This window comes from Paraburkholderia ferrariae NBRC 106233 (assembly GCF_000685035.1).
Taxonomy (GTDB): domain Bacteria; phylum Pseudomonadota; class Gammaproteobacteria; order Burkholderiales; family Burkholderiaceae; genus Paraburkholderia; species Paraburkholderia ferrariae.
The window spans coordinates 195,380-217,145 of the sequence record NZ_BAYB01000015.1; the positions used below are offsets into that span (position 1 = coordinate 195,380).

Here is a 21,766-nt window from a genome sequence, read left to right on the forward strand (position 1 = left end):
CAGGCAGGCGGCGATGACGGCACCCCGCGGCGTGCAGAGGCTGCGCCGCCTCGGCATCGCGGCGGCGCTCGCGCTCCTGCCCTCGTGTGCGTGGGCCGAGGGCGTGGACGGCGCTACGCTTGCCGTCACCTGGGGGCTGCCGTTCGCGGGCATGCTGCTCTCCATCGCGCTCTATCCCATGTTCGCGCCCGCGTTCTGGCACAGGCATTTCGGCAAGATCGCCGCGGCCTGGGCGCTCGCGTTCCTGCTGCCGTTCGCCGCCACCCACGGCGTGGCCGCCACCTGGCCGATGTTTCTGCACGCGCTGATCGACGAGTATGTGCCGTTCATCGTCCTGCTCGGTTCGCTCTATACGATTGCGGGCGGCATCTGCGTGTACGGCAACCTGCGCGGCTCGCCGCGCACGAATACCGCGATCCTCGCGCTCGGCACGCTGCTCGCGAGTTTCATGGGCACGACCGGCGCGGCCATGCTGCTGATCCGCCCGCTTTTGCGCGCGAACGACAACCGGCGCCACAACGTCCATGTCGTCGTGTTCTTCATCTTTCTCGTGGCGAACGCGGGCGGCATGCTCACGCCGCTCGGCGATCCGCCGCTCTTCCTCGGCTTTCTGAACGGCGTGAGTTTCTTCTGGACTACGCAGCATCTCGTGCTGCCCATGCTGTTCGTCTGCGGGGTGCTGCTCGCGATCTTCCATGCGCTCGACACGTGGTTCTTTCGCCGCGCGGACGAAACGCGCGGCGCGTTTCTCGACCCCACGCCCGATACGGGGCGCCTCGGCGTGGGCGGCAAGCTCAACTTTCTGCTGCTGGCCGGCGTGACGGGTTTCGTGCTGCTGAGCGGCATGTGGAAGCCCGGCATTGCCTTCATGATTTCGGGCGCGCGCGTCGAACTGCAGAACCTCGTGCGCGATGCGGGCCTCGTGGCGCTCGCGCTCGTCTCGCTTGCGCTCACGCCGCGCGCGGTGCGGGCCGCCAACGACTTCAACTGGGCGCCGATTGCCGAAGTCGCGAAGCTCTTCGCGGGCATCTTCGTGACGATCACGCCGGTCATCGCCATCCTGAAAGCGGGCGACGCGGGCGCGTTCGCAGGGCTCATCCGTCTCGTGAACGAGTCGCCGGGCCGGCCCGACGACGTCATGTACTTCTGGGCGACGGGACTCCTTTCGTCGTTCCTCGACAATGCGCCCACCTGGCTCGTGTTTTTCAACCTCGCGGGCGGCGACGCCCCGACGCTGATGACGACCGGCGCGAAGACGCTCGCCGCGATCTCGGCGGGCGCGGTGCTGATGGGCGCGAACACCTATATCGGCAATGCGCCGAATTTCATGGTCAAGGCGATAGCGGAGTCGCGCGGCGTGCGCATGCCGGGTTTCTTCGGCTATCTTGGCTGGTCGTGCGCGATACTCGTGCCGGTGTTTCTCGTGGCGACCTGGCTCTTTTTCGCCTGAGCCTGCGCAACCGAACCTGAAGTGGAGAGCAACGATGCAGAAGATTCTCGTGGCGCGGCCGATCTTTCCCGATGTGATCGACCGGCTCAAGCAGTATTTCGACGTGGACTGGCACACCGGCGACGCGCTCCCCGCCGATGAACTCGCGCGGCGCCTCGCCGACAAGGACGGCGCGCTCACGGCCGGCGACCCGATCACGGCGGCCACGCTCGCGGCCGCGCCGCGGCTGCGCGCCGTGGCCAACATGGCGGTGGGCTACAACAACTTCGACATGGCCGCGTTCAACGCGGCAAACGTGCTCGGCACCAATACCCCCGACGTGCTCAACGAAACCACGGCCGACTTCGGCTGGGCGCTGATGATGGCGGCCGCGCGCCGCATCGCCGAAGCGGAGCACTTCCTGCGCGCGGGCAAGTGGGGGAAGTGGTCCTACGACATGTTTCTGGGCCCGGACGTTTACGGTTCGACGCTCGGCATCGTCGGCATGGGCCGCATTGGCCAGGCCATCGCGCGGCGTGCGCAGGGTTTCAACATGCGCGTGATCTATCACAACCGCTCGCGCGTGGCGCCCGCCATCGAGGCCGAACTGAACGCCGAATACCGCACGAAGGAGGCGCTCCTGCGCGAAGCCGACCACGTGGTGCTGGTGCTGCCCTATACGGCCGAGAACCATCACACGATCGGCGCCGCCGAGCTCGCGCTGATGAAGCGAAGCGCCACGCTCACCAACATCGCGCGCGGCGGCATCGTCGACGATGCGGCGCTTGCCGGGGCGCTGCGCGAACGCCGCATTGCGGCGGCCGGCCTCGACGTGTTCGAGGGCGAGCCGAAGGTGCATCCGGCGCTGTTGACGGTGCCCAACGTCGTGCTCACGCCGCACATCGCGAGCGCGAGCGAAGCGACCCGCCGCGCCATGGCGAACCTCGCCGCCGACAATCTCATCGCCGCGCTCGGCGAGGGGCCGCGCGCGGGCCGGCCGCCCAATCCGATCAATCCTGACGTCATGGGGAAAGCCCGTTCATGAGTCCGCTGCTGTTGATGTCGATCGCCACGCTGCTGGTCGCGATCGCTCTCGTCGTCGCTCTGGTGGCGCTCATGCGCGCGCGCCGCGGCGACGAAGCCGAGGCGGTGCACGCGCTGCACGAAGCACTCGATGGCCTGAGCGACCGCGTGGCCGCTGCGAACGATACCCAGGCGCGCGCGGCCGAGCGTATCGAGCGCGAACTGCGCAACGAGATCGCGCGCACGGCGCAGGCCTCGCGCAGCGAGTTCGGCGGCGGCTTTGCCCAGGTGCAGCAGGCGCTGGCTTCGCACCTCACGAGCATCGCGACGGTGCAGAACAACCAGATCGACGGCTTCGCGCAGCAACTCGTCAAGTTGACGGAGACCAACGCGCAGCAGCTCGAAGCGGTGCGCCAGAGCCTGCAGCAGCAGGCCCAGCAGGCGCGCGACGAGCAGGGCGCCGCGCTGCGCCACTTCGGCAGCCTGCTCGCGCAGCAGCTCGCCCAGCTCACCGAGGCGAACGACCGGCGCTTCGCCGAAGTCCGCGCGACGCTGGAGCAGCGCCTGAAGGACATCGAGGCGAACAATGCGGCCAAGCTCGAAGAGATGCGCCGCACCGTCGACGAGAAGCTCCACGCCACGCTCGAACAGCGTCTCGGCGAATCGTTCAAGCTCGTGTCGGACCGGCTCGAACAGGTGCACCGGGGACTGGGCGAGATGCAGACGCTGGCCGCGGGCGTCGGCGACCTGAAGAAAGTGCTCACGAACGTGAAGACGCGCGGCACGTGGGGCGAGGTTCAGCTCGAAGCGCTGCTCGAACAGATACTCACGCCCGACCAGTACGCGAAGAACGTGGCGACCGTGCCGAAGAGCAACGAGCGCGTCGAGTTCGCCATCCGCCTGCCGGGACGCGGCGTGGGCGAGGGGTCGGACGGCATGGCCGCGCCGGTGTGGCTGCCCGTCGATGCGAAATTCCCGCGCGAGGACTACGAGCGCCTGATCGATGCGCAGGAGCGCGCCGACGTGGCGGCGATCGAAGAAGCGGGCCGCGCGCTGGAAGCGCGCGTGCGGGCCGAGGCGCGCACGATTGCGGAGAAGTACGTCGCGCCGCCGCACACCACCGATTTCGCGCTGCTGTTCCTGCCGACCGAGGGGCTTTACGCCGAGATTCTGCGCCGCCCGGGCCTGACTGACCTGCTCCAGCGCGACTTCCGCGTGACGGTGGCGGGGCCGACGACGCTGACGGCACTCCTCAACAGCCTGCAGATGGGCTTCCGGACGCTGGCCATCGAGCGCCGTTCGAGCGAGGTGTGGCAGGTGCTGGGCGCGGTGAAGACGGAGTTCGGCAAGTTCGGCGACGTGCTCGCGAAGACGAAGTCGCAGCTCGAAACGGTGACGCGCTCGATCGAAGCCGCCGAGGTGCGCACGCGCGCGATGAACCGCAAGCTGCGCGACGTGGAGGCGCTGCCGGGCGAGCAGGCGACGGATCTGCTCGGCGACGCGCTGCACAACGGCACGGGGGACGAATAGGGAAGCGCAGGAAGCATCTTCGCGACATCCGCTGAATCCGCTACGCTAAATCCATCCCAAAACGCAACGGGCCGCCTGCATCGCCATGCAGGCGGCCCGTTTCACATGAGTGCGTCGGTGACCGCGAGCGCCGTGCCGGTGCGCTCAGGCCGGCTGCCCGGCCGGCGCGGCAAGGCGCTCCAGTGCGTCGCCTGTCATGCGCACCACGCGCCATTCGGGCAGCACGGCCGCGCCCAGCTTCTCGTAGAAGCGGATGGCCGGCGCGTTCCAGTCGAGCACCGTCCATTCGAAGCGCGCGCACTGGCGCTCGACGGCGATCGCAGCCAGCGCCTGCAGCATCGCCGTGCCGAGGCCCGTGCCGCGCTGCGAGGGCTGCACGTAGAGGTCTTCGAGATAAAGCCCGCGGCGCGCGAGGAAGGTCGAATAGTTGTGGAAGAAGAGCGCATAGCCGACGATCCGGCCCGCTTCTTCCGCCACCAGCGCTTCCGCTGCCGCGCGCGCGCCGAAGAGCGCGTCGGCGAGGCCCTCGGGCGTGCCCGTGAACAGATGCGTGAGCTTTTCGAACTCGGCCAGTTCGTACATCAGCGCGTGCACGGCGCCGACGTCGGCGGGCGTGGCCGCGCGGATCGTCGCCGCCATCACGCCTCCTCGGGCACGTCCGACAAATGGATCTCGATGCCGCCGAAACGCGACGCGACCCAGTTGTAGGCGTGGCAGGCGATCCACAGCAGGATGAAGCCGACGATCGCGTTGAGCAGCAGCGCGCTGAAGATCGTCGAAAGCTCGACCGAACCGTAGCGCACGAACGCGACGAGCACGCCGAGCAGCACGATCGGCACGCTGAACGTCAGATACACGAGGATGAGCGCCTTGGCGGTCTGCCCCGCGGCAATGAACGAGATCTGTTTTTTCATGTGAGTCGGTCCGGATGACGTGATGGACGTGGCGAATGTGGCAATGGCGGAAAGGCGCGGGCCCGTGCTAGACGAGTCCGTCGAAAAGCATGATGTCGACGGCGTCGCCGGCGTCGAGACCGGCAGCCTCATGGGCGAGCACGATAAAGCAATTTGCTTCGCTCATGGTGCTGAGCGCACCGGAACTTTGGGAATCGGTCGGCGCGACGCGCCACTGGCCGTCTTCGCCCCGGTGCGCACGGCCGCGCTGGAATTCGGTGCGGCCCGGGCGCTTCTTCACGGCGGCTTCGCAGCGCGCGGGGATCAGCGGCACCGGCTGCGGCGCGGCGCCGGCCATGGCGAGCAGGGCCGGGCGCACGATCTGGTAGAACGTCACCATGGTCGCGACCGGATTGCCGGGCAGGCCGAAGAGCAGCGCCGCGTGCCCCGCGCCCGGCGTGCCGCCCGACCAGATGCGGCCGAACGCGAGCGGCCGGCCGGGACGCATGGCGAGGCCCCAGAACGCCACGTCGCCGAGCTTCTGCAACTGCGCGCGCGTGAAGTCCGCTTCGCCGACCGAGACCCCGCCCGAGGTCAGCACGACATCCGCGCGCTCGGCCGCGAGCTTCAGCGTGGCGGCGAGCGCAGCGGGCTCGTCGCGCACCATGCCGAGATCGATGGCCTCGACGTCGAGCCGCTTGAGCATCGCGCCGAGCGTGTAGCGATTGCTGTCGTAGATGCAGCCGGCATCGAGCGGTTCGCCCGGCGAGCGCAATTCGTCGCCGGTCGAAAAGTAGGCCACGCGCAGGCGCTGCTTCACTTCGACATCGGTGAGCCCGAGCGAGGCGAAGAGGCCAATGTCGGAGGCACGCAGCACGCGCCCGGCGCGCAGCGCCACGCCGCCCTTCGCGAGATCTTCGCCGCGGCGCCGGCGGTTCGCGCCGCGCGTGACGGCGTGCGCGGCGAACGCGATGCGCCCGTTGTCCGGGCCGCTGCACTTCACCTGCTCCTGCGGCACGACGGTGTCGCACCCCGCGGGCATCGGCGCGCCGGTCATGATGCGCACGCAGGCGTCCGGGGCGATTGCGCCTGTGTACGGATGCCCCGCGAAGGCCTTGCCCGCGACGTTCAGTGTGAGGGTTCCCGCAGCGGCTTCGCGTGCGCTTGCTTCGCGTGCGCTTTCGACCTCGGCTTCAAGCGTGGTTTCAAGCGCCGCGCCATCGAACGCATAGCCGTCCATTGCCGAATTGTCGTGCGCGGGAACGTCGATCGGCGAGATCACGTCCGCCGCGAGCACGCGCGCGAGCGCATCGGCCAGCGGCACGCGCTCGCTTGCCGCAAGCGGCGTCACCCACTGGAGCACGATGGCCTGGGCGGCGCTGACGGGCAAGGCTTGAGGATCGTAGCGGGTGACGCAACCGGACAAAGTGTTAAGCGTGGTCATCGGGTGGAGAAGCGTCGCATCCGCACGCACGGGTGCGGCGGTCGTCCTGGTGGACATGCCTTGAGACGATGGGCGGACAGTGGCCGGTGGACTGCTCGCGCGCTACGCGCGGTCGAAGTCGGCGAGTTCCTGCAAGGAATTGATATTGTAAAACGCACGCTCGTCGGCAAAGGCCACTTCGGCCGCCCTGTGGCGCGCGTACCACGCGCGCACCTTGCGCTCGCCGGCCTCCAGAAAGGCGGCGAGGTCGTCGGCGAGCGAGGTGCGCAGCAGCACGAAGACGGGGTGCAGCGAGACTTCGCCTGCGGCATTCGCGGTGGTGACGGTGGCGATGTCGGCGTGGTCGGCGAGCGCCGTGCTGGCGAGGCGCGCGGCGAGATCGGCGGGCAGCCACGGCGAATCGCAGGGGGCGGCGAGCAGCCAGTCGGTGCGGGCGCTCGTGAGGCCCGCGAGCAGGCCGGCGAGCGGGCCCGGAAAACCGGGGAGCGTGTCGGCGAGCACCTGGGCGTGCCACGGCGCACCTAGCGCGGCATAGGTTTCCGGATGGCGGTTCGCGCTGATCGCGAGTGCGCCGACCTGGGGCGCGAGGCGCTCGAGCACGTGGGCCGCGAGCGGCCGGCCTTGCAGATGCTGCAAGCCCTTGTCGGCGCCGCCCATGCGCTGGCCGCGTCCGCCTGCGAGCACGAGACCCGTGATGGCGGCGGCGGGCAGGGTGGCGGACATGGTTTCCGGGCAGGCGGGGCAGCGGGGGTATCGGAGGCTTATCAGCCGCCGATATAGGACATTTCGATGCGGCGCGCTTCGGGCGCCGCCGGCGCAGCCGAAGCGGCGGCGCTGCCGCGCAGTTGCGAGTAGCGGTCGGCGCGGCCTTCCCAGATTCGCGCGATGGCCGTCGAGATGGCGTCGTCGTTGGCGCCGTTGCGCACGAGCGCGCGCAGGTCGTAGCCCATCGACGCGAACAGGCACAGGTACAGCTTGCCCTCCGTTGAAAGGCGCGCGCGCGTGCAGTTGCCGCAGAACGCGCGCGTCACGCTGGAGATCACGCCGACTTCGCCGGCGCCGTCGGCGTAGCCCCAGCGCTGCGCGGTCTCGGCGGCGCTATGGGCTTCGAGCGGTACGAGCGGAAAGTGTTCGGCGATGCGCGCGACGACCTCCGCCGAAGGCAGCACCTCGGTCATGTTCCAGCCGTTCGAGGTGCCCACGTCCATGTATTCGATGAAGCGCAGCGTCACGTCCGAACCGCGGAAGTGCCGTGCCATCGGCACGATCTCGGCGTCGTTGGTGCCGCGCTTGACCACCATGTTGACCTTGAGCGGCGCAAGGCCCACGGCCTGCGCGGCTTCGATGCCCTCGAGCACGTCGGCGACCGCGAAATCGGCATCGTTCATGCGGCGAAAGAGGGTGTCGTCGAGCGCGTCGAGGCTCACCGTCACGCGCGTGAGGCCCGCGTCGCGCAAAGAGCGCGCCTTGCGGGCAAGCAGCGACCCGTTGGTGGTGAGCGTGAGGTCGAGCGGCTCGCCCTCGGCCGTACGCAGCGCCGCGAGACGCTCGATCAGGAATTCGATGTTCTTGCGCAGCAGCGGCTCGCCGCCGGTCAGGCGGATTTTCGTGACGCCCTGTGCGACGAAAAGCCGCGCGAGACGCTCGATTTCCTCCAGCGAAAGCAGCGCCGCGTGGGGCAGGAACGGGTAGTTTTTGTCGAAGACTTCGCGCGGCATGCAATAGACGCAGCGGAAGTTGCAGCGGTCCGTGACCGAGATGCGCAGGTCGCGCAGCGGCCGTGCGAGCGCGTCCACCACCTCGCCGGACGGTGCACGCACGGGGACGCCGGCTACCTCGGGAGGCAGCGCGCGGGCATCGGCAACGGGAATGACGCGTTGGGACATAGTGGCAATGTAGGCGTATGGAATCGATTTTAGCTGAACCCCGGCCCCGCCACAGGCCTGGGTGAACGCTGATATATCAAAAAAAAGCCCGCCGATATGGCGGGCTTCGGATTGCTGACCCTCGGACCGGGAGACGGCGCGGGCTTTTCGTGCCCACGCCGCTCCGGGCGGGCCTGGCCTTACTGCGCCGGGCGCTGGGTTTCGACCTGCTGCATCGGCGTCGGATCGACCGGCGGCAGCGGCTTGCGCTCGCGCGGCACGCGGGCCGGCTTCGCGATCAGCGCGGCAGCGTCCTGGGCGGCGCGCAGCTTGTCGCCGTCGGTGTTGACCCAGACGAGGCCGGCTGCGGCCAGCATCGGTGCCAGCGTATCCGACGTAAGCGCGGCCGGGCTCGCAGCAGCCTGCGTGGCAGGCTGCGTCACGGGCATTGCGGGTTCGACCGAGGCCGGTGCGGCGGCAGGTTGCACCACCGGCTCGGCCGCGTGCACCCCGGCAACGGCTTCCGCCGCTGCCGGCGCTTCCACGCGGTCTTCGCGGGCTGCGGGCGCTTCGACATGGACCGGTGCGGGCTCTGCGGCGGGCGCCGTCTCTACAACCGGGGCCGGTTCCGCTGCAACCGGGGCTGCCGGAGCAGCCGCGGCGGGCTCGACGACTGCCGGTGCCGGCGACGGCTCGACAGCTTCGACCACGGGTGCCGCTTCAACCGGGGCAATCGCCTCGATATGCGACTCGACGTGGGTTGCCGCGACCTGCGCGGTTTCCGGCAGCGCCGTCACGACCACGGTCTCGGTAGCCACGGCATGCACGATCGCCTGCGTCGATTGCGCTTCGGCGTGAGCTTCCACGGGCTGCGGGGCGACCGGGGCGACAATCGGAGCCGCGCTTTCCACTGCGGCCTCTTCGCCTTCCTCGGCGTCCGTGCCGTCTTCCAGCGTGCCTTCGGCGCTTGCGCCGGCCACGCCTTCTGCTTCACGCTCGCGACGACCGCCACGGCGGCCGCGACGGCGGCGGCGGCGTTCCTCGCCCTCGCGCGGTGTGCCGGCGTCTTCATCGCCCACACCGGCTGCAACGCCTTCGGCCGTTACCGCCCCAGCGTTTTCGACGCTGGCGGCATCGAGGCGCGCTTCTTGTGCCTCGGCGGCTTCTGCCTGCTGCGGACGACGGCGCTCGCCCCGTTCAGCGCGCTCGCCCCGTTCGCGGCGCTCACCGCGTTCCTGGCGCTCGCCGCGCGTCGCGCCGGCTTCCGCCTGCTCGCTGCGCGGCTCACCCCGCTCCACACGCTCGATGCGCTGGTCGCGCGGCTCGCGTTCGGCACGGCTCTCGCGACCCTCACGGCCTTCGCGTCCTTCACGACCCTCACGGGCTTCGCGCGGTGCGCGTCCCTCGCGGGTATCGCGCGGTTCGCGTTCCTCGCGGCGTGCCGACGGCTGGCCGGTGCGTGCGCCGCCCGCGGCTTCGCCACGGCCGGCGGCTGCCTCGCGCCCGCCGGCGCGGCGGTTGCGGTTGCGATCGCCGCCGCTTCCTGCCGCGGCCTTTTCGCCGCGCTCCGCGCGCTCGCCGCGCGCTTCGCGGGCCGGACGGCCTGCCTTGTCCTGGGCGGTCGGCGCGGGTGCGGCGACCGGTGCCGGCGCGCCGCCGAAGAGGCGCTTGATCCAGCCGAAGAAACCGCCGCCGGCTACTGCTGCCGTGGCGACAGGCACCGGCGCGACTTCGACGGGCCGTGCCGCCGCCGTCGGGGCCGGACGCTCGGGCGTGATGCCCTTCACCGCGGCTTCCTGCTTGGGCTTGGCTTCGGCCGTGCGCTTGCTGTAGCCGGTTTCCGATTCGAGCTCGCGAGCCGCTTCCTCGGCCATCTTCCACGAGGCGCGCGGATCGTCGAGGCGCGCGTCGTCGTGGCGCAGGCGCTCGAGCTTGTAGTGCGGCGTTTCGAGGTGCTTGTTCGGGATCAGCACGACGCCGACCTTGAAGCGCGACTCGATCTTGTTGATTTCCGAACGTTTTTCGTTGAGCAGGAAGGCGGTCACTTCGACCGGCACCTGGCAGTGGATCGCCGCGGTGTTTTCCTTCATCGCCTCTTCCTGGATGATGCGCAGGACCTGAAGCGCCGACGATTCGGTGTCGCGGATGTGGCCCGTGCCGTTACAGCGCGGGCAGGTGACGTGGCTGCCTTCCGAGAGGGCCGGGCGCAGGCGCTGGCGCGAGAGCTCCATCAGGCCGAAGCGCGAGATCTTGCCCATCTGCACGCGGGCGCGGTCGTGGCGCAGCGCGTCTTTGAGGCGCTGTTCGACTTCGCGCTGGCTCTTGGCCGACTCCATGTCGATGAAGTCGATCACGATCAGGCCGCCCAGGTCGCGCAGACGCAACTGGCGCGCCACTTCGTCGGCGGCTTCGAGGTTGGTGCGCGCGGCGGTTTCCTCGATGTCGGCGCCCTTGGTCGCGCGCGCCGAGTTCACGTCGATGGCGACGAGCGCCTCGGTGTGGTCGATCACGATCGCGCCGCCCGAGGGCAGCGGCACCGTGCGCGAGTACGCCGTCTCGATCTGGTGCTCGATCTGGAAGCGCGAGAAGAGCGGCACGTCGTCGTGGTACCGCTTCACCTTGTTGACATTGTCCGGCATCACGATGTCCATGAAGGCGCGCGCCTGGTCATGAATCTCGGTGGTGTCGATGAGGATTTCGCCGATGTCGGGCTGGAAGTAGTCGCGGATCGCGCGGATCACGAGGCTCGATTCCAGATAGATCAGCATCGGCTGGCCGGTCGTGCCGGCTTGCGACGCGGATTCGATCGCGCGCCACAGTTGCAGCAGATAGTTCAGGTCCCACTGGAGCTCTTCGGCGGAGCGGCCGATACCGGCCGTGCGCGCGATGATGCTCATGCCGTCCGGCAGTTGCAGCTGCGCCATGGTTTCGCGCAGTTCCTGACGGTCGTCGCCCTCGATGCGGCGCGACACGCCGCCGCCGCGCGGGTTGTTCGGCATGAGCACGAGGTAGCGGCCGGCGAGCGAGATGAAGGTGGTGAGCGCCGCGCCCTTGTTGCCGCGCTCTTCCTTCTCGACCTGAACGATCAGTTCCTGGCCTTCCTTGAGGGCGTCCTGGATGCGCGCGCTGCGCATGTCCACGCCTTCGCGGAAGTACTGGCGGGCGACTTCCTTGAACGGCAGGAAGCCGTGGCGGTCTTCGCCATAGTTGACGAAGCACGCTTCGAGCGAGGGCTCGATGCGGGTGATGATCCCCTTGTAGATATTGCCTTTGCGCTGTTCGCGCCCGGCGGTTTCGATGTCGATGTCGATCAGCTTCTGTCCATCGACGATGGCGACGCGCAGCTCTTCCTGCTGCGTCGCGTTGAACAGCATTCGTTTCATTGAACGGCTCCAGAGCAGCTTCGCGCGCGGCCCGTTGCGGCGCCGGGCATGGAGCCGGGCGGCACGGGGCGGGCAGCGGCATGCCGCACCTTATCGTGTTGTCACAAGCACGCGGGAGCAGGAACGATGGCGGGGAGAATTGCCTGGATTGCGCCCAGCCGGGTCGCGCGCAGTAAAAAAAACTGCGGCGCCCGGGCGGGCTGCGGGGCTCATGCGAATACGGCTTCAACAAGCGGCACGACTCGCCGCGGGAGTGCGACGGCGCGTGTTTCCTGTGCTTCCAATCCGTCTGCCGGGCGCTGGGTGTGCGATGCGGGGCATCGCTGTGCCGAAAACGCACTACCGCAGCAGGCATCGACCGCAGCGGCGAACCGCGCGCGCTGCTGGCCGGATCAGGTTCGCGGCCGCCGGTATTCGGCCGGCCGCGTACGGGAAGCTTTCAGGTTACGCCCGTCTTCCCCCTCGGGGTGTCTCGCCACTTTTGACGTCGCCATGTCCTGCACGTTGCACAGGACGCTTCGGGCGCTCGCCGTATTTCGCCACCGGCGCGTCCTCTCGCGGGTCGCCTCGACCGCGCGGCGGGATTCGCCGGATGAATTCTTTATACCAACCTTCCGTTACCGTCGGAGTCCGTTTCTGACCGAACGTGCCTGTGGGCGCCATCCCTGCCGATGCGGATTTCCGTGCGTGCAACTCGTTGCTTCTCTACTTTCAGGGCAAGCAACACGCCCCGGGCGCAAGTAAAATAACGGTTTATCGCTTGCTGCCTGCGCGCGCAGCGCGGTCTTCGGACCTCCCGGAGCTTTTGGCCGTTTGGTCAACCGTCGCGCGAGCGTTGGGCAAATTATATTCAGAATGAAAGGGTTAGGCAAAATATCCCAGAATCAGGTCGCAAGCGACCAGGTTTCTTTCGTCGAAATCGATGAGAGTTCGGCCGGTCAGCGCATCGACAATTTCCTCCTGCGCGTCTGCAAAGGCGTGCCCAAAAGCCATATCTACCGGATTCTGCGCAGCGGCGAAGTGCGCGTGAACAAGGGCCGGATCGACGCGCAATACCGGCTCGCCGAAGGCGACGTGGTGCGCGTGCCGCCCATTCGTACGGCGCAGGCGAGCGCGCCCGCGCAGGCGGCTCATGTGCCGGCCGGGCAATTTCCGGTGCTCTACGAGGACGAGGCCCTCCTCGTGATCGACAAGCCGGCCGGCGTGGCCGTCCACGGCGGCAGCGGCGTGGCGTTCGGGGTGATCGAGCAGTTGCGCGAAGCGCGGCCGCACGGCAAATTCCTCGAACTGGTGCATCGGCTCGACCGCGAGACGTCCGGCATTCTCATGCTGGCCAAAAAACGCGCCGCGCTGGTGGGCCTGCACGAGCAGATCCGCGAGAATCGCATGGACAAGCGCTACTACGCGTGCGTCCACGGCGACTGGGCGGCCGACTGGGGCCGCCGCCGGGCGGTCAAGGAGCCGCTTCACAAGTTCCTGACCCCGGAAGGGGAGCGCCGCGTGCGCGTGCAGCCGGACGGCCTGCCTTCGCACACGGTCTTCAACCTCGTCGAGCGCTGGCCCGAGTACGCCTGGCTCGAAGCCGAACTGAAGACCGGGCGCACGCACCAGATCCGCGTGCACCTCGCGCATCTCGGGCTGCCCATCGTCGGCGACGCCAAGTACGGCGATTTCGCGCTGAACAAGGCGCTCGCGCGGCAAGGGGCGGACCCCGGCATCAAGCGCATGTTCCTGCATGCGTACCGGCTCAAGCTCGCGCACCCCATTACGGGCGAGACGCTGCAGTTCGAGGCGCCGCTGCCCGCCGAATGCCGGCGCTTCGTGGAATCCCTGCGCGCGCAGCGCGAAGGGGGCCAGGGGAGCGAGGGAAGCGGGCGCGGCGAACAGGACGATGGCGCGGGCCGATCCGCTGCACAATCCGACTAGCCGCACCGACTGGAACGACACTGTTTGGAGAAGGACCGCATGGCCCGAGAGCAATTTGACCTGATTGTGTTCGACTGGGACGGTACGCTGATGGACTCGACCGCCCACATTACCCGCAGCATCCAGGCATCGTGCCGCGACTTGGGCCTGCCCGTGCCCGGCGACGAAGCGGCGAGCTACGTGATCGGGCTGGGGTTGCGCGAGGCGCTGTCGATTGCCGCGCCCACGCTCGATCCTGCCGATTACCCGCGGCTTGTCGAGCGCTACCGCGTGCACTACCTGCTCAACGAGCAGAAGACCGAGCTTTTCGTGGGCGTGCGCGAGATGCTGGCGGAGTTGCGCGAGGTGGGCTACCTGCTGGCCGTGGCGACGGGCAAGAGCCGCGTCGGCCTGAACCGCGCGCTCGACGAGGCGCGCCTGACGAGCCTCTTCGACGGCACGCGCTGCGCCGACGAAACCTTCTCGAAGCCGCATCCGGCCATGCTCCACGAACTCACGCGCGAACTGGGGCAGGATCCGGCGCGCACGCTCATGATCGGCGACACCACGCACGACCTGCAGATGGCGATCAACGCCGGCATGGCGGGCGTGGGCGTGGCCTACGGCGCGCATGCGTCGGGCTCGCTCGAGGCGCTTTCGCCGCGCTACGTTGCTCCCGACGTGGCCGCGCTGGCCGCCTGGCTGCGGGAGCACGCATGACGCAGACGCTGCTCGATCCGGTGCGCGTCTGTGCCGCCGAAGAACTGGCCGACGGCGGCGCGGGCCGGCGGATGAACGCCACCTACGCCGGCGGCGACGCCGTGGTGTTCTTCGTGCGCTATGGCGGGGAGGTGTACGGCTACCTGAACCGCTGCGCCCACGTGCCGATGGAGCTCGACTGGGTAGAGGGCCAGTTCTTCGAATCGTCGGGCCTATACTTGATGTGCGCGACGCACGGGGCGATCTACCAGCCCGACACCGGCAAATGCGTCGGCGGGCCGTGCCGCGGCGCCCGCTTGCGGGCGGTGCGCGTCGAAGAACGGGACACGCCCGAGGGGCGTGCGGTATTCTGGCTTCCCGACGACGCCCTGCATCCGGCCCAACCCTGACCATCCACCGCACGCATGTCCGACAATCTGACCCCTGAACCGAACGAACCGGCGCGTCCGTCTTCGGCAGACCGCAACGCGCCCGGCTGGGAGCGCGAGGCGCTGGAGCGCATCGCGCTGGCCGCGATCCACGAGCAGCGCGCGGCGCGGCGCTGGCGGATCTTTTTCCGCTTCGCCTTTCTCGCCGTGCTGGTGGTGATCGCCTGGAGCGTGCTCGATTTTTCCGGCGCACGCGTGGAGAGCGAGGGGCGGCATACGGCGCTGGTGTCGCTCGACGGCGAAATCGCCTCGGATACGAGCGCGAACGCCGAAGATATCAACAGCGCGCTCGACAGCGCCTTCGACGACGACGGCACGGCCGGCGTGATCCTGCATATCGACAGCCCCGGCGGCAGCCCCGTGCAGGCGAGCATCATCAACGACGAAATCCAGCGCCTGCGCAAGAAGTATCCGGCGATCCCGCTCTACGTCGTGGTGGGCGACATGTGCGCTTCGGGCGGCTATTACGTCGCGGCGGCCGCCGACAAGATCTATGTCAACAAGGCGAGCATCGTCGGCTCGATCGGCGTGCTGATGGACGGTTTCGGCTTCACCGGGCTGATGGACAAGCTCGGCGTGCAGCGGCGCCTGCGCACCGCGGGCGCGAACAAGGGCTTCTTCGACCCGTTCTCGCCCGATACGCCGCAGATGGACGCCCATGCCCAGGACATGCTCGACCAGATCCACCAGCAGTTCATCGACGCCGTGAAGGCCGGCCGCGGCAAGCGCCTGCACGAGTCGCCGGACATCTTCTCCGGCCTGTTCTGGACCGGCGAGAAGAGCGTGGAACTGGGTCTGGCCGACGGCTACGGCGACACCGACTACGTGGCCCGCGAGGTCATCAAGGCCCCCGACATCGTCGATTACACGGTCAAGCAAAGCCTGACCGACCGCGTCGCGAAGCGCTTTGGCGCGGCGGTGGGATCGGCGGCGATGCATGCGCTGATCGCGGGCGGGCAGATGGTGGTTCGCTAAGGCTCGTGTTCGTGTACTAGCCGCGCTTTCCAGCGACAAACGGCCGCTCGCGCGTCACGCGCGAGCGGCCGTTTTGCCTTGATGGGGCAGTCTGGGGCAGTCCTGGTCAGACGGCGAGCAGCAGGAAGATCGCAGGCCGCTTGTGCAGCTCGGGGGCGGGCTTCTTCTTCCAGTCGGCCACCGTGCGGCTCACGATCGTCTCCGTGGGCAGCGTGAGGTCGGCGGCGACGCACACGAGCGTCGAGGGCGCGCAGCCGGCGAGCAGCGCGTCGAGCATCGTGCGGTTGCGGTAGGGCGTTTCGATGAAGATCTGCGTCTGCTTTGCCTTGCGCGAGTGCTGCTCCAGTTCGCGCAGCTTTTTCGCGCGTTCGTTGGCGTCGACCGGCAAATAGCCATGGAACGCGAAGCTCTGGCCGTTCAGGCCCGAAGCCATCAGCGCGAGCAGGATCGAACTGGGCCCGACGAGCGGCACGACCTTGATGCCGCGTTCGTGCGCGCGCCGCACCAGCAGCGCGCCCGGGTCGGCCACGGCGGGCACGCCCGCTTCCGAGACGAGCCCCGTATCGATGCCGGCGAGGAGCGGCGCGAGCAGCTTGTCGATCTCGCCCGCCGGCGTATTCACGTTGAGTTCGCGAATCTCGATTTCCTGGATCGGGCGCGTCGTGCCGACCCGCTTGAGAAACGCGCGCGTCGTCTTGGCGTTCTCGCCGATATAGCTCGCGAGCGTGCCCGCGCGCTCGCGCACCGGCGCGGGCAGGACGGCTGCGAGGGTGGCTTCGTCGCCGTCGCCGAGCGTGTTCGGGATCAGATAGAGCGTGCCGGTCATTGCGCCTCCAGCAGCGGGTAGCCCGCGGCGAGCAGCATGCGCGTGAGCGCGATCAGCGGCAGGCCGATCAGCGCCGTGGGGTCGTCGGATTCGATCGCCTCCAGCAGCGCGATGCCGAGGCCCTCGGATTTTGCGCTACCCGCGCAGTCGTAGGGCTGTTCGGCGTGCAGATAGGCGTCGAGCGCGGCATCGGAGAGGCTGCGAAAGCGCACCGTCGTCACGACATCGACGGTATCCGTTTGGCCAGTGGCGGTATCGAGCAGGCTGAGCGCACTATGGAACAGCACTTCGCGGCCGCGCATGGCCTGCAGTTGGGCGAGCGCGCGCTCGTGCGTGCCGGGCTTGCCGATCTGGAGGCCGTCGAAAGTCGCCACCTGATCCGACCCGATGACGAGCGTGCGGCCCGCCGTAGCGGGCAGGGCGTCTGCCACGGCCCGGGCTTTGGCTTGCGCGAGGCGCAGCGCCGTGGCTTCGGGGGTTTCGCCGGCGTGCGGCATTTCGTCGATGGCCGGCACGGCAGTGGTGAACGGAATGCGCAGCCGCTCCAGCAGCTCGCGGCGGTAGCGCGAACTGGAGCCGAGAATCAGCGCGGGCCGTTCAATGCCGGGGCGCGGGGAAGAGGAGTCCTGCATGGTCGATCGAATGAAAAAAGAGGGGCGGATAATAGGACGAGGAAGTGGAAAACCGAGGTGATACAGGTACTTGCGTGCTGGTCGTTAAGTGTTTGACTCGAAAAGATAAAGGCGTTATGATTTTGGGCTTTTCATCGGTGCGCTTGTTTCGCGCGTGCGCTTTAATAACGGTTTGTGGGTTTGTGCGGCTAGTGTCAACGTCGGTCGAGCCATAAAGCAAGACCCGCAAGCAAAACCCGCAGCAGCAAAGCCAGTAGCGGACGAGGCGCGGACTCCGGAGAAAATTCGCCCAGGCGGCGCCAGGGTGTGTCTGTTTATGCGACGATCCGGCAAAGGCGCTGTTTGTCACGCGATGCCACGCTGACCCCGTGTGCGAAGCGCGCAGCCCGCCAATTTGCAACCGACTGAATGCCTCGTGGCAGGAGCGCACATGACCGAATCTACTGGCAAGCCCGCGGGCGCCGGCGTTTCGCTGAACCCGCGCGATCTCGACATCTTCGAATTCGCGCGCAGTGCTCGCGAGGCCGCAGGCGCCGTGCGACTTTCGCAACTGCCGCGCATGTTAAACGAAGTCCCGGCCGACGCGCCAGATCGCGATACGGTGTTCACGTGGCAGGCGGCGGGCTTTACGCAGCAGGAATTGCAGGACGACGGCACCGAAGGGCCGCAGCCGTATCTGCGGCTCGCGATTCACGGCAGCGCCTGGCTTACGTGTCAGCGCTGCATCGGGCCCTACGAGCAGGCGTTCAATGCAGACCCGGTCTTCCGTATCGTCCAGACGGAAGAAGAGGCGGACGAGTTTCCGCTCGACGACGATGACGCCGATGTGATCGTGGGCTCGCGCCATTTCGATCTCGTCGACTTGATCGAAGAGGAGTTGTTGCTCTCGCTGCCGCTGGTGCCGAAGCACGAAGTCTGTCCGGCCATACACGAAAGCCTCGCCTCGGGTGCCGATGGCGCGGAAGGCGTGGATTCCGTGGACGACGTGCCGGAGCAGGAAGTCGAGACGGAAGAGCGCGTGAACCCGTTCGCGGCGCTCGAATCGCTCAAGAAGGACGGTCCTGGCAGCAAGCATTGACGCTGCTGCCGGTGGCGTGAAGTGTTTTGATTCGTGGGCCCAGTCCCGGAGTCCGGCCATCCCCCAAGGGTGGCGGCGGCCGGATCGGGCTGTGTTAGAATTCGGAAAATTTTCAGGAGTTATCATGGCAGTTCAACAAAACAAGAAGTCGCCGTCGAAGCGCGGCATGCACCGCTCGCACGATTTCCTCACGGGCGCTCCGCTGGCTGTCGAGCCGAGCACGGGTGAAGTGCACCTGCGCCACCACATCAGCCCGAACGGCTACTACCGCGGCAAGAAAGTCGTCAAGACCAAGAACGACTAATCGTTCCACTGCGCGGCACCTGCAGGACCCCTGCCGGCCGCTCGCGCATGGCGATTCCGTTCGCTTGACCATTCTTCGGCTCGGCAAAAAAGGCGGCATTCAACTGCCGCTTTTTTATGCCTGAAATCCGTCGCATTCCATGACTGTTACGCTCACGATAGATTGCATGGGAGGCGACCACGGACCGTCCGTGACGGTGCCTGCCGCAGTCAAATTCGTCCGCTCGCACCCCGACGCGCATCTTCTGCTCGTCGGCGTGGAGTCGGCGATCCGCGCCCAGTTGAAAAAACTGAAGGCGCTGGATCATCCTGCGCTCTCCATCGTTCCCGCCACCGAGGTCGTCGAAATGGACGACCCGGTCGAGGTCGCCCTGCGCAAGAAAAAAGATTCGTCGATGCGCGTCGCGCTCAATCGCGTGAAGGAAGGCGAGGCGCAGGCCTGCGTGTCGGCCGGCAACACCGGCGCGCTGATGGCCGTGTCGCGCTACGTGCTCAAGACGCTGCCCGGCATCGAACGGCCGGCCATTGCGTTCGCGATGCCGAATCCCACCGGCTACACGACGATGCTCGACCTCGGCGCCAACGTCGATTGCGAGCCGCAGCATCTGCTCCAGTTCGCCGAGATGGGCCACGCGCTCGTCGCCGCGCTCGAAGGCAAGGAGCGCCCGAGCATCGGGCTCCTGAATATCGGCGAAGAGGTCATCAAGGGCAACGAGACCATCAAGCGCGCGGGCGAACTCCTGCGCGCGAGCACGCTGAATTTCCGCGGCAATGTCGAAGGCAACGACATTTACAAGGGCACCGTCGACGTCATCGTCTGTGACGGTTTCGTTGGGAATGTCGCGCTCAAGACGTCGGAGGGCCTCGCGCAGATGCTCAACGACATGATCAAGGAAGAGTTCGGCCGCTCGTGGCTCACGAAGCTGATGGCGGTGGCGGCGATGCCGGTGCTGCTGCGCTTCAAGAAGCGCGTCGATCACCGCCAGTACAACGGCGCGGCGCTGCTCGGCCTGAAGGGCCTCGTCATCAAGAGCCACGGCTCCGCGGACGCCTACGCGTTTGAGTGGGCCGTCAAACGCGGGTATGATGCCGTCAAAAATGGCGTGCTCGAACGCCTCGCGCGCGCCATGGACGAGAACGCCGGTTCGCTCGAACAGGCGGCCGGCAGCAGGCCGTCCGGCGGCCCGCTCGCAGCCGGCGCCCCGGGCGCGGGCGAGACCCCGCCCGGCACCGCATCTTCCTCGAAGGCATAATGGCTCAATCGACTCTCTATTCCCGCGTGCTCGGCACAGGCAGCTATCTTCCGCCCGAGCGCGTCACCAATCAGGATCTGGCCGAGCGGCTTGCCGCGAAAGGCGTCGAGACGAGCGACGAGTGGATCGTGGCCCGCACGGGCATCCATGCTCGCCACTTCGCGGCGCCCGACGTCACGACGAGCGACCTCGCGCTGGCGGCCTCGCAGCGCGCCATCGCCGCGGCCGACGTCGATCCGCAGGCGATCGACCTGATCATCGTTGCAACGTCCACCCCCGATTTCGTGTTTCCGAGCACGGCCTGCCTGCTGCAGAACAAGCTCGGTATCCGCAATCACGGCGCGGCGTTCGACCTGCAGGCCGTGTGCGCGGGTTTCGCCTATGCCGTCTCGGTGGCCGACAGCCTGATTCGCAGCGGGCAGCATCGCACGGCGCTCATCGTCGGCGCGGAGACCTTCTCGCGCATTCTCGACTTCAACGACCGCACCACCTGCGTGCTGTTCGGCGACGGCGCGGGCGCGATCGTGCTGCAGGCGTCCGACCAGCCGGGCGTGCTGTCGAGCGCGCTCCATGCCGACGGCAGCTACGCGCACATTCTCTGCACGCCGGGCAACGTGAACGGCGGCGTGATCGCGGGTAACGCGTTCCTGCACATGGACGGCCAGGCGGTGTTCAAGCTCGCCGTGAACGTGCTGGAGAAGGTCGCGCACGAGGCGCTCGACAAGGCGCAGCTCACGCCCGGGCAGATCGACTGGCTGATTCCGCACCAGGCCAACATCCGCATCATGCAGGGCACCTGCCGCAAGCTCGGCCTCCCCGCCGAGCGTATGGTGGTCACGGTGGGCGAACACGGCAACACGTCGGCGGCGTCCATTCCGCTCGCGTTCGACGTCGCGGTGCGCGACGGGCGCATCCAGCGCGGCCAGAACGTGCTGATCGAAGGGGTGGGCGGCGGCTTCACGTGGGGCGCCTCCGTCATCCGCTTCTGACATTGACTGGGCGCGAACGCATGCGGTGCCGGGCCTGCCGGCCAGGATACGCATGCGGCGCGCACGATGCGTGTGCGCGCTTGCCGCGCGCGCTCATCTGAATTGACCGAATTTGGGGACGTTATGAAATTCGCTTTCGTTTTTCCGGGCCAGGGCTCGCAGGCCGTCGGCATGCTCGACGCTTTTGCCGATAGCGCCATCGTGCGCGAAACCCTGCAGGAAGCCTCCGACGCACTCAATCAGGACCTCGGCAAGCTGATCGCCGAAGGCCCGGCCGACGAACTGAACCTCACCACCAATACGCAGCCGGTCATGCTGAGCGCCGCCTACGCCGTGTACCGCGCGTGGCAGCAGGCAGGCGGCCCGGCGCCGGCCGTCGTCGCGGGCCATAGCCTCGGCGAATACACGGCGCTCGTCGCCGCCGGCGTGCTGGCGTTCCGCGACGCCGTGCCGCTCGTGCGCTTTCGCGCCCAGGCGATGCAAAGCGCGGTGCCGGTGGGCGAGGGCGGCATGGCCGCCGTGCTCGGCCTCGACGACGACACCGTGCGCGCCGTCTGCGCGGAAGCAGCGGCGGCCGGCGGCGTGGTGGAAGCGGTCAACTTCAACGCGCCCTCGCAGGTCGTGATCGCCGGTCACAAGGCCGCGGTCGAGAAGGCCTGCGAAGTCGCCAAGGCCCGCGGCGCGAAGCGCGCGCTGCCGCTGCCCGTTTCGGCGCCGTTCCATTCGTCGCTGCTCAAGCCGGCTTCGGACCAGCTTCGCGAGTACCTCGCGAACGTCAAGCTGAACGCGCCGTCGATCCCCGTGGTGAACAACGTCGATGTGGCTTTCGCGACCGATCCGGAAGCGATTCGCGACGCCCTCGTGCGCCAGGCCGCCGGCCCGGTGCGCTGGGTGGAGTGCGTGCAGGCAATCGCGGCGCAAGACGTCACGCACCTGATCGAGTGCGGCCCGGGCAAGGTGCTGGCCGGCCTCACGAAGCGCATCGACGGCAACCTCGTGGGCGCCTCGGTGGCCGATCCGAAGTCGCTCGACGAAGCGCTCGCGCTCGTCGCGGGCCAGGCTTGACCCGGGCGGCAGCCCGGCAACGCAC

At 68.0% G+C, this 21,766-nt stretch carries 20 protein-coding genes; 12 read left to right on the forward strand and 8 right to left on the reverse strand.

Annotation, left to right across the window (positions count from 1 at the left end; translation table 11 throughout):
- Positions 1 to 13: 13 nt before the first annotated feature.
- Genes BFE01S_RS19035 through BFE01S_RS19045 form a run of 3 tightly spaced genes read left to right on the forward strand, consistent with a single transcriptional unit; the run spans position 14 to position 3,982 of the window.
- The gene (locus BFE01S_RS19035) at positions 14 to 1,450 is read left to right on the forward strand and encodes a sodium:proton antiporter (RefSeq protein ID WP_042337939.1); all 1,437 of its coding nucleotides are present in this window, start codon (positions 14 to 16) and stop codon (positions 1,448 to 1,450) included.
- Positions 1,451 to 1,484: 34 nt separating this feature from the next.
- Positions 1,485 to 2,474 (forward strand): 2-hydroxyacid dehydrogenase, encoded by a 990-nt coding sequence (locus tag BFE01S_RS19040; RefSeq protein WP_028226865.1) that lies wholly within the window; start codon positions 1,485 to 1,487, stop codon positions 2,472 to 2,474.
- Entirely contained in the window at positions 2,471 to 3,982 is a 1,512-nt protein-coding gene (locus BFE01S_RS19045) for a DNA recombination protein RmuC (protein WP_028226866.1), read from the forward strand. The genes BFE01S_RS19040 and BFE01S_RS19045 overlap by 4 nt, the downstream gene beginning before the upstream one ends.
- A gap of 144 nt (positions 3,983 to 4,126) precedes the next feature.
- Here BFE01S_RS19045 and BFE01S_RS19050 read toward each other — a convergent pair whose 3' ends face one another.
- From BFE01S_RS19050 to BFE01S_RS19075, 6 genes are all read right to left on the reverse strand, one after another.
- A complete protein-coding gene (locus tag BFE01S_RS19050; protein ID WP_028226867.1) occupies positions 4,127 to 4,621 on the reverse strand; it encodes a GNAT family N-acetyltransferase in 495 nt (164 codons plus the stop codon).
- On the reverse strand, positions 4,621 to 4,896 hold the full coding sequence (locus tag BFE01S_RS19055) for a hypothetical protein (RefSeq protein ID WP_028212919.1): 276 nt from the start codon (positions 4,894 to 4,896) through the stop codon (positions 4,621 to 4,623). The genes BFE01S_RS19050 and BFE01S_RS19055 overlap by 1 nt, the downstream gene beginning before the upstream one ends.
- A gap of 67 nt (positions 4,897 to 4,963) precedes the next feature.
- Positions 4,964 to 6,319 carry a molybdopterin molybdotransferase MoeA gene (gene moeA, locus BFE01S_RS19060; RefSeq protein ID WP_028226868.1) on the reverse strand — a complete coding sequence of 452 codons (1,356 nt, stop codon included), beginning with the start codon at positions 6,317 to 6,319 and terminating at the stop codon, positions 4,964 to 4,966.
- Between the two features lie 102 nt (positions 6,320 to 6,421).
- On the reverse strand, positions 6,422 to 7,042 hold the full coding sequence (gene mobA / locus BFE01S_RS19065) for a molybdenum cofactor guanylyltransferase MobA (protein ID WP_028226869.1): 621 nt from the start codon (positions 7,040 to 7,042) through the stop codon (positions 6,422 to 6,424).
- A 41-nt stretch (positions 7,043 to 7,083) separates the two neighbouring features.
- A complete protein-coding gene (gene moaA, locus BFE01S_RS19070; protein WP_028226870.1) occupies positions 7,084 to 8,205 on the reverse strand; it encodes a GTP 3',8-cyclase MoaA in 1,122 nt (373 codons plus the stop codon).
- Between the two features lie 179 nt (positions 8,206 to 8,384).
- The gene (locus BFE01S_RS19075; RefSeq protein ID WP_028226871.1) at positions 8,385 to 11,567 is read right to left on the reverse strand and encodes an Rne/Rng family ribonuclease; all 3,183 of its coding nucleotides are present in this window, start codon (positions 11,565 to 11,567) and stop codon (positions 8,385 to 8,387) included.
- 855 nt (positions 11,568 to 12,422) lie between these two features.
- Here BFE01S_RS19075 and BFE01S_RS39300 point away from each other — a divergent pair.
- The 4 genes from BFE01S_RS39300 to BFE01S_RS19095 are packed head-to-tail and all read left to right on the forward strand — an operon-like array spanning position 12,423 to position 15,595.
- On the forward strand, positions 12,423 to 13,493 hold the full coding sequence (locus BFE01S_RS39300) for an RluA family pseudouridine synthase (protein WP_084170044.1): 1,071 nt from the start codon (positions 12,423 to 12,425) through the stop codon (positions 13,491 to 13,493).
- Between the two features lie 39 nt (positions 13,494 to 13,532).
- Positions 13,533 to 14,192 carry an HAD-IIIA family hydrolase gene (locus BFE01S_RS19085; protein WP_028226872.1) on the forward strand — a complete coding sequence of 220 codons (660 nt, stop codon included), beginning with the start codon at positions 13,533 to 13,535 and terminating at the stop codon, positions 14,190 to 14,192.
- The gene (locus BFE01S_RS19090; RefSeq protein ID WP_028226873.1) at positions 14,189 to 14,581 is read left to right on the forward strand and encodes a Rieske (2Fe-2S) protein; all 393 of its coding nucleotides are present in this window, start codon (positions 14,189 to 14,191) and stop codon (positions 14,579 to 14,581) included. Before BFE01S_RS19085 ends, BFE01S_RS19090 begins: the two co-directional genes overlap by 4 nt.
- A gap of 15 nt (positions 14,582 to 14,596) precedes the next feature.
- Positions 14,597 to 15,595 (forward strand): S49 family peptidase, encoded by a 999-nt coding sequence (locus BFE01S_RS19095; RefSeq protein ID WP_028226874.1) that lies wholly within the window; start codon positions 14,597 to 14,599, stop codon positions 15,593 to 15,595.
- 106 nt (positions 15,596 to 15,701) lie between these two features.
- Here the strand turns inward: BFE01S_RS19095 and BFE01S_RS19100 are convergent, their stop codons facing one another.
- Both BFE01S_RS19100 and BFE01S_RS19105 read right to left on the reverse strand, forming a co-directional pair.
- Complete coding sequence (locus BFE01S_RS19100; RefSeq protein ID WP_028226875.1) at positions 15,702 to 16,421, reverse strand: SAM-dependent methyltransferase; 720 nt, start codon at positions 16,419 to 16,421, stop codon at positions 15,702 to 15,704.
- Positions 16,418 to 17,053 (reverse strand): Maf-like protein, encoded by a 636-nt coding sequence (locus BFE01S_RS19105; protein WP_028226876.1) that lies wholly within the window; start codon positions 17,051 to 17,053, stop codon positions 16,418 to 16,420. Before BFE01S_RS19105 ends, BFE01S_RS19100 begins: the two co-directional genes overlap by 4 nt.
- A gap of 430 nt (positions 17,054 to 17,483) precedes the next feature.
- Here BFE01S_RS19105 and BFE01S_RS19110 point away from each other — a divergent pair, with 430 nt between their 5' ends.
- The 5 genes from BFE01S_RS19110 to fabD all read left to right on the forward strand — a co-directional run bounded on the left by BFE01S_RS19110 (position 17,484) and on the right by fabD (position 21,741).
- The gene (locus BFE01S_RS19110; RefSeq protein WP_028226877.1) at positions 17,484 to 18,131 is read left to right on the forward strand and encodes a DUF177 domain-containing protein; all 648 of its coding nucleotides are present in this window, start codon (positions 17,484 to 17,486) and stop codon (positions 18,129 to 18,131) included.
- Positions 18,132 to 18,255: 124 nt separating this feature from the next.
- Positions 18,256 to 18,435 carry a 50S ribosomal protein L32 gene (rpmF, locus tag BFE01S_RS19115; RefSeq protein WP_018441573.1) on the forward strand — a complete coding sequence of 60 codons (180 nt, stop codon included), beginning with the start codon at positions 18,256 to 18,258 and terminating at the stop codon, positions 18,433 to 18,435.
- 139 nt (positions 18,436 to 18,574) lie between these two features.
- A complete protein-coding gene (plsX, locus tag BFE01S_RS19120) occupies positions 18,575 to 19,687 on the forward strand; it encodes a phosphate acyltransferase PlsX (RefSeq protein WP_028226878.1) in 1,113 nt (370 codons plus the stop codon).
- Positions 19,687 to 20,676 carry a beta-ketoacyl-ACP synthase III gene (locus tag BFE01S_RS19125; protein WP_028226879.1) on the forward strand — a complete coding sequence of 330 codons (990 nt, stop codon included), beginning with the start codon at positions 19,687 to 19,689 and terminating at the stop codon, positions 20,674 to 20,676. The genes plsX and BFE01S_RS19125 overlap by 1 nt, the downstream gene beginning before the upstream one ends.
- Positions 20,677 to 20,799: 123 nt before the next feature.
- A complete protein-coding gene (gene fabD, locus BFE01S_RS19130; RefSeq protein WP_028226880.1) occupies positions 20,800 to 21,741 on the forward strand; it encodes an ACP S-malonyltransferase in 942 nt (313 codons plus the stop codon).
- Positions 21,742 to 21,766 lie beyond the last annotated feature (25 nt).